This window comes from Phocaeicola coprophilus DSM 18228 = JCM 13818, from assembly GCF_000157915.1.
Taxonomy (GTDB): Bacteria; Bacteroidota; Bacteroidia; order Bacteroidales; family Bacteroidaceae; genus Phocaeicola; species Phocaeicola coprophilus.
In genome coordinates this window covers 109,905-117,054 of sequence record NZ_EQ973637.1, presented here as the reverse complement: position 1 = coordinate 117,054, position 7,150 = coordinate 109,905, and the positions used below count along the sequence as shown (strand labels likewise).

Genomic DNA, 7,150 nt, shown 5'->3' with positions numbered 1-7,150 from the left:
CGTTCAGCTCATAGTCTGCTGTCTTTTTTGTAAATATAGCCGCCCATGCATCGAAACAGCTAATCTGCTGACGCTTGAGTTCACGTGGTCGCAAATACTTGAACATCACATACAACTCTGTAAGCGCATTTACCACCACCGTACCGGACAGGAACGTAGCCCCAAGGTCACGGCCTGTGCGGTGCTGGATGTCACGGATGGCAAACAGCAGGTTCATCGCCCTTTGCGAGCCTTTTGTGTTTCCGATACCTGCCACCCTGTTGTGGCGTGTCTGGAACATGAGGTTCTTGAACATGTGGCTCTCATCAACAAAGATGTGATCTATACCCATTGAATGAAAGTCCACGGTATCATCCTTGCGGCCGTCCAGTTTTGTACGGAGTTCTGACAGCTTCACTTTCAAATTTTCCTGTCTCACTTCCAGCCCTTTCTGCATCTTGCGGCTACGGTAGCGCATGGTGGACTGTTCCAACACTTCAAGGCTTCGCTCCACATCGTAAAGCTCTTCGGTGAATATCTCTATCATGGTTTCCTCGGACTGCGGTATCTTGGCGAACTGGTCGTGCGTTAAAATAATGCAATCCCAGTTGTTGTTCTTGATTTTGGAAAACACTTCTTTGCGGTTGGCCGGTGTAAAATCTTCCTTGCCCGGGTATAGGACTTTGGCGTTCGGGTATGCCTTGCGGAACGTGTCGGCAATTTCGTGTACATTGGCTTTCAGGCCGATAATCAGAGGTTTCTGTACCAATCCCAGACGCTTCAATTCATAGGCCGAAACGCACATAATCATCGTCTTGCCTGTACCTACTTCGTGCCAGCAGATACCGCCGCCGTTCTGCTTAATCATCCAGATTGCGTCTTTCTGTGACGCATAAAGTTCGTTGTACGGGAACTGCTCAAAGGAAAGCTGCGGAAAGGTCTGTGCCGAGCCGTCATACGCCGGACGGACATAGCAGTTGAAACGCTCGTTGTATGTGCGTACCAGTTCATCCCTGACTTCCAGAGGACAGGCATCGAGCCACTGGTTGAAATTGCTGCGGATTTCCTGTATCTTGGTAGCCGCTTCCTGAATGGCTTCCTCGTCGGGCACACGAACTTTGCCGCTGTTGCGATACACCTCTTTGGTTATTTCGGGTACTGTATCTTGCAAGGCATGGACAAATAGGTCTTCGCCATTGAAATTCCGCACGGAATAGGTGTTGTATGCTGCCGGGGAGTAACCCTTCAGACGCACCACATAGGCATCGTTGACATCAAAGTACATCACTTCGGCTTCCACCCCGAAAAGGTCTGCCGCAAAGTCGGCATAAAGCTGTGGGTCAATCCAACGCTCGCCCATATTGATATCCAGCTCTTCATAGGGAATTGTTTCGGGCGTTGCGTTCTCCAGTGCCTTGACGGATATTTCCGTCCATTGCTGCTGCCTCTCCGAAAGGTCGGGAATGCAGGAAACAAATTCCGTGCATTTAGCTATCACGTTGCCTGCAATGAACTTGCCTTTGTGTTCCCATTCATCCGTAACAGGATTGTAGAATATCTCACTCTGCAGTGCTGCGATTACATCTTCATCAGACAGGCCGGTAGAGCGCATGATATAGTCCATATCCACCTTGCCATAGAAATTGAGGCTGCTTGCCAAAGCTTCAGTCGGCTGTAGAATACGGTCTGTCGCAATCTTCGTGAAAGCTACAGGCTCACGCATAATGTCTGCCTTGACTATATTGCCGCCAAGCTGCATTTCGATAGTGAACACTTCGACACCGAGGCTGTCAAGCATGACAAACTCCTTGTTGTCGTTCTCATGGAAAAATCCCCATTTGGCGACAAAGGCATCATACAGAGTGTTCAGCCGCTCACGTATGGTCGTCTGTTCGGTCTGCAGTTCCCTTTCTTTCGTAGAAAGCAGGAAATACGCCTCACGAACAGGGAAATAGTCGGCTGCACGTTCCATATTGACCCTTCCCTCGTCCACAGGAACGAAATCCACGGCCACATCTGCATAGTGGCTTGACTTGCGAAACACGACCGTACCAACCTGCCCCTCGAACATTACCAGCATACCGCTTTTCATCCAGTCCTCGATTTTTTCCGTATAGGCTCTCCGTCCCCTGTTTACGGATAGTGCGGTCGTCTCCTGCATCCCGAACAGTGACATCTGCACGGACGCTTCGCCCTGCTGTCCGAAAAGACTTTTGCGGAAATACCGGTCAAAATCGTATTTCAGAAGTGCGGAAAGGTATTGCGTCATGGCCGCATCAGAGCCGAGCCACCGGTGTTTGCGTACATATTTGCCGTGCTGGTTCATCACAATACGGCTGTCGGTCGCCAGTACGGTCTTCGGCATGGAAAACAGCCTGTTGGCGTTTTCGGTCATTGTTCCGTTCATGTCGTACATTTCCTTGGCTACCTGCAAAAACATCTGTTCACGTGCGGAGAGTGCCGCCTTATTAGTATGCTTCTGGAATATAAGCAGGTCGCTGCCCACCTCGATACCGCTTGTCTGCATGAAAAGAGCGTCAGGCAAACGTATTGCGCTGACAAGGTCGGCATGGTTCACCAGATACTCACGTACAAACCTGTTTCCTGCCGTGTCAGCCACGCCCCTTGAAGTGACAAAGGCAAGCAGACCGCCCTCGGAAAGCAGCTCCATAGCCTTGACAAAAAAGTAGTTGTGTATGGTCTTGGTGGCCTGTTCGTAGATACCGCCCTTTTTCCACAGGTCAGCATCGAATACACGGAAATTGCCGAAAGGAATATTTGACGCTATAACATCGAATTTCCGATGCTCCAGCTCCTGTGTGTCTATCGTTTCAAATCCTGCCGTTATGGTAGTTGCGTCCTCATACAGCAGCGAAAGTACAAGTCCTGTAATGGTGTCCTTTTCAAAGGCATAGTTGTGTGTGCCTGGCATGGCTACAGGCAAGAAACCGCCGATGCCTGCGCTCGGTTCAAGAAAGCTGTGCATCTGCAAGTCGTTTGCGAAAAAGGTGCCGTGTATCTGTGCCGCCACTGCGTCAATAAGGAATTGCGGCGTGTAGAACGTTGTCAGGACTGATGATTTGATGCTTTCAACAAGTGAACGGCAAGCGGCTTCGTCACCCCCTGCAAGTGTCCTTAACGCATCCAGCAGACGGTTCAACAGCTCGGACACACCTTTGTCAAGCGGTTTGTCCGTACCCAAATCCAGTACATCCTTGATACCACCGAAACCTGAATACTGCGCCAATATCGTTTTTTCCTCTTGCGTAGCTGTCCTGCCCTGTATGCGGATAGCTACTGCTGTCTCTATGGCCTTAATGTTGGCCGATAATGATGTCAATTTGTTGTAACCCATGATTTAACCTAATTTTTATTCCCTTTTTTCGGCCCGTTTGCGGCCGCAGGGATTATTTTTCTGCCTTGAAAGGTGGCGGTGGACATCCGCCATGGCCGGTAAAGAAAAATACGCTCGACAGCCGGAGAGGAAGATTTTTCCGAGACCCCACGGGCAGAATGCCGGCATTGGCAGGAATGGAAACCGGCGGTTACCTTTGCTGAAAAATCCAATCCCCCGAGGTCGCACGGCGGAGAACGGAAGAGCAGCTACAAGAGGGATGGATAGAAAAGGATTGAAAACAGGCGGATGGAAAGATAGAAAAGGAAAATCTGAGGTAAAAAAGGACAGCGCATGGCAATGCCGTCGATAAAAAGGGATTTTGCCGTCGGCAGACCGAAGCCGGAACAGACCCTGCCGGGCCCCCGGTAAGGTCTGTCCGTGGATTATCAGTCAATATCGTAGCCAATCATGAACTCGTCATTGATAAGCAGATAGTAATAGCCGTTACTGCAATTCCGGTACTCCTTGCTGAATCCGGCAGCCATGTCGCCGTTTTCACGCGGCTCGCACCAAAGCGTACCGTCATAACCGCAAAAGTCGAAACGAAGCGTTGAGAATTTCTCCTTATTCCTCATGGCCTGGCGGAACCGCTGCATATCCCAGCTTCCGCAATACTTTTCAATCGTGGAGAGTCGGATACACTTTCCGTCAATAGCTGTCCCCGTGGTGATACGGTTTTCGTACAGGGACTTCTCAAGGTCCGCTGCTGCAATCTTGCGGAGCCAGTCGTTGGTATGCGTGGCAAGGCGTGCGAGCTTCTGGTATTTGAGAATCATTTTCCTGTCCATATCCTTTTCGTCTTCCTTTTCCTGTGACGGATAATAGATTTTTTCGATGTGGCTCCAATCTGAAAAGATGTAACCATGTTTGCGTTTGCCTTTCGCAATAATACCGACGACGTTCCCCCTGCCTCGGTTGATAAATAATTTCCTGCGTTCCCCATAAATTTTTACATACAAAACCGGTGGATTCTGTTCATTACGGAGATATTCTTCTGCCGGATGCACTGTTGCTATTATTGTGTCCATACCTGTATTTTTTTAGTTGTTCATTCTTTTAGCCGGAGCCGATCCGGGCTCCCGTTTGTAAATTATCCTCACAAAATTTGACTTTTACATCCTGACTGCTGTTCAAAGTTCGGGAAGTGTGCCTGTCCTGACTTTCTTCCCGTCGCAATAGAGTTCGATTGTACCCGGCCTGAAGCCCATTTCGCCGAAGGCTATGTTTCTGACATAGTCCCGGTACTCCTTCCCGGAAAAGTTCTTTCCGCTCAGATTGTTAAAAAACATACGGATGCTGAATCCGTCTTCGCTTGACAGTATTGCCCTGCCGTCCTGTCTGATTTCTTCTTTCATAACTTCAATTTTCAAGTGTTCAACATTGTCTGTTGTCTTATTTTTCCCTCTGTTCGGCCTGTCGCGACCGTCGGGATTATTTTTCTGCCCCAGAGGGCGGCAAGGAACAACCGGATAAGGCTGAGCGGAAAAATACGCTCGCCGCTGTCAGCGGGGAGGAAGATTTTCCGTCTCACCCTAGGCGGCCTGCCGGCATTGTCAGGATTGTGACGGACGGGTATTTTCGCAGCAAAATAACCCCACATCAGTCGCACGGCTGAATGATGGAACATGAGATAAAAGAGGTCTGGAAATGGGATATAAAGAACGGAGAATGTAAAAGAATGCAAAAAGCATAAAAATAGAAAAGAAAAACAGGTGAATGTTTTGTCGGACAGAAAAAAATGTGTTATCTTTGCAGCAACATGCTTACCCCGCTTCCCGTAAGAACAGCGCGCTCAGGGTGAGCTTTTTATTTTTATATACCCATGACAACGAATAAGATACCTTATCCCAAGCATCTCATATCCTTTACAGGCCAGATAAACCTGCTCAAACAAAGAGGAATGATTTTCGGGGATGAACCGAAAGCCCTGCACTTGTTACAGAATATCAGCTATTATCGTTTGAGCGGCTATTGGTATCCTCTACTGGCGGACAAACAACAGCATATTTTCAAACCGGGCAGCACATTTGAAACAGCCTATAACATCTATAAGTTTGACAGTGAACTCCGCAAACTGATTATTGCAGAAATTGAAAAAATAGAGGTTGCAGTCCGTACACAGACAGCATATATCCTTTCTTCACAGCATGATGCGTACTGGTTTGAGGATTCCTCGCTTTTCTCAAACCCTGTCCGCCATGCAAAACTGCTGTCAAAAATTGACGAAGAATACAGCCGCAGCGATGAAGAATTTATCAAAGCATTCAAGTCGAAATATTCCAACCATTTCCCGCCAAGCTGGATAACAATGGAAATAACCTCATTCGGAACGCTTTCCATATTGTACGAAAATCTGTTGCCTGGGAAAATCAAGCGTTCCATAGCTGCATATTTCGGGCTGGCGGATAAGGTTTTTGCATCATGGTTGCATAGTGTCGTGTATGTGCGGAATATCTGTGCTCACCACAGCCGCCTGTGGAACAAAACTTTAAGCATCCGTCCATTGATGCCACGCTCTCCGCGCAATACTTTCATCAAATTACCAGCTAACGGGACACCACAGGTCTATTTTATATTGAGCATTATTATATACCTGCTGAATACAATCAATCCTAACCATTCGTTTGTTTCCAAGTTCAAGGCACTTTTAAGCCGTTATCCGTCTATTGATGTCCGAGCTATGGGATTTCCGAACAATTGGAAGACCGAGAGCATTTGGAAAGACTGAATGTGAAATACGTTTATCCATTGTCTAAACCCTAATGGAGCCGAGGCTGCTGTTTCTGATTCTGTTCTGTCTGATTATAGGACTACTGCATGTTATCGCTTTCTGGCGGCGGAAAGCCGGAGAAACAGCGTATGCAGCTGCACGGAACACAAGACGGGAATATGAAAGGGAGTACTATTGCCGTATGGCAGTCATGGCCGGACATAAGGAAGCCTGCCGTATGTACTGTATCATGCACAGTGACTTCTTTGAAGACCAACATCCGCTCAAGCCATACAAATTCAAAGGAATGAACGTGACTTTTTTCGGTCATTATTATCCGTCGCGATTCGGGGAGCTGCTGGATATTGAACAGCGAAGATTCTGTGAAGAACTCTACAGCTTCAAGGACGGAAAAAATGATGGACAAAACTTTTTCAGGCTTTGCATGGAAGCCATAAAAACCGGAAAGAAAACATACCATGTCATGTTCATGCCTTGCAGCAGCCATGAAAAATATGTCTGCCGATTTAGACAGCTAGACAAGTACATCACTTCATATTATCCAAATCTTACTTCCGGATTCGGCGACATTGACCTGTATGGATACAGGGAAAGCCTGCACAAAGCAAAAGGGAATGAAAACCGCAAGCTATCAAGAAACTATCGCATAACCGGAAATATATCCGGTAAAGAAGTCATCATAATAGATGATGTCCTGACCACCGGACAAAGCCTGAATGACTATAGAAGGGAAATAGAGTCTTGCGGAGGAAAGGTAACGGCAGCTCTTTTTTATGGCAAAACTGTAGAGATGCCACATCCTTTCATCGTAAAGATAGTAGTGTGGAGCAGTCATATAGGAAGATTGTTCACAGACTAGTACCGGATATGGCATTCACCGTCTGTTCAAGACGTACGAGTGCTTCCACACATTCTTCACGTATAGATGAAATATGACGGATGAGCATCCAAGGATTGACTAACCTGCCGTTCAGCTTGCAGGTAATATGCAGATGCTCGCCTGTACTGCGCCCTGTAGAACCTGTTATGCCGACCGGTTCTGC

General features: G+C 47.7%; 5 protein-coding genes and 1 pseudogene. 2 read left to right on the top strand and 4 right to left on the bottom strand.

The annotated features are described in order from the left end of the window. From BACCOPRO_RS06545 to BACCOPRO_RS06530, 3 genes are all read right to left on the bottom strand, one after another. Positions 1-3,334: helicase-like domain-containing protein (locus tag BACCOPRO_RS06545; RefSeq protein WP_008142087.1), on the bottom strand; the 3,334-nt coding region annotated here is incomplete at its 3' end. A gap of 428 nt (positions 3,335-3,762) precedes the next feature. Next, on the bottom strand, positions 3,763-4,404 hold the full coding sequence (locus BACCOPRO_RS06535; protein ID WP_008142085.1) for a hypothetical protein: 642 nt from the start codon (positions 4,402-4,404) through the stop codon (positions 3,763-3,765). A 102-nt stretch (positions 4,405-4,506) separates the two neighbouring features. Continuing rightward, on the bottom strand, positions 4,507-4,731 hold the full coding sequence (locus BACCOPRO_RS06530; protein WP_040311285.1) for a DUF7688 family protein: 225 nt from the start codon (positions 4,729-4,731) through the stop codon (positions 4,507-4,509). A gap of 467 nt (positions 4,732-5,198) precedes the next feature. On the opposite strand from BACCOPRO_RS06530, the gene BACCOPRO_RS06520 reads away from it, so the two are divergent. Both BACCOPRO_RS06520 and BACCOPRO_RS06515 read left to right on the top strand, forming a co-directional pair. Next, positions 5,199-6,104: an Abi family protein gene (locus tag BACCOPRO_RS06520; RefSeq protein ID WP_008142080.1), complete on the top strand. Its 906-nt coding sequence runs from the start codon at positions 5,199-5,201 to the stop codon at positions 6,102-6,104. Positions 6,105-6,138: 34 nt separating this feature from the next. Then, on the top strand, positions 6,139-6,966 hold the full coding sequence (locus BACCOPRO_RS06515; RefSeq protein WP_008142079.1) for a phosphoribosyltransferase family protein: 828 nt from the start codon (positions 6,139-6,141) through the stop codon (positions 6,964-6,966). Here the strand turns inward: BACCOPRO_RS06515 and BACCOPRO_RS18015 are convergent. Continuing rightward, a pseudogene (locus BACCOPRO_RS18015) lies at positions 6,956-7,150 on the bottom strand (hypothetical protein); the annotation flags it as partial. The gene BACCOPRO_RS06515 and the pseudogene BACCOPRO_RS18015 overlap by 11 nt on opposite strands.

What these genes read in the sequence shown, in the direction of transcription:
- BACCOPRO_RS06535 (WP_008142085.1), bottom strand. Translation starts at nt 4,404, where the DNA reads ATGGACACAATAATAGCAACAGTGCATCCGGCAGAAGAATATCTCCGT.
- BACCOPRO_RS06530 (WP_040311285.1), bottom strand. Translation starts at nt 4,731, where the DNA reads ATGAAAGAAGAAATCAGACAGGACGGCAGGGCAATACTGTCAAGCGAA.
- BACCOPRO_RS06520 (WP_008142080.1), top strand. Translation starts at nt 5,199, where the DNA reads ATGACAACGAATAAGATACCTTATCCCAAGCATCTCATATCCTTTACA.
- BACCOPRO_RS06515 (WP_008142079.1), top strand. Translation starts at nt 6,139, where the DNA reads ATGGAGCCGAGGCTGCTGTTTCTGATTCTGTTCTGTCTGATTATAGGA.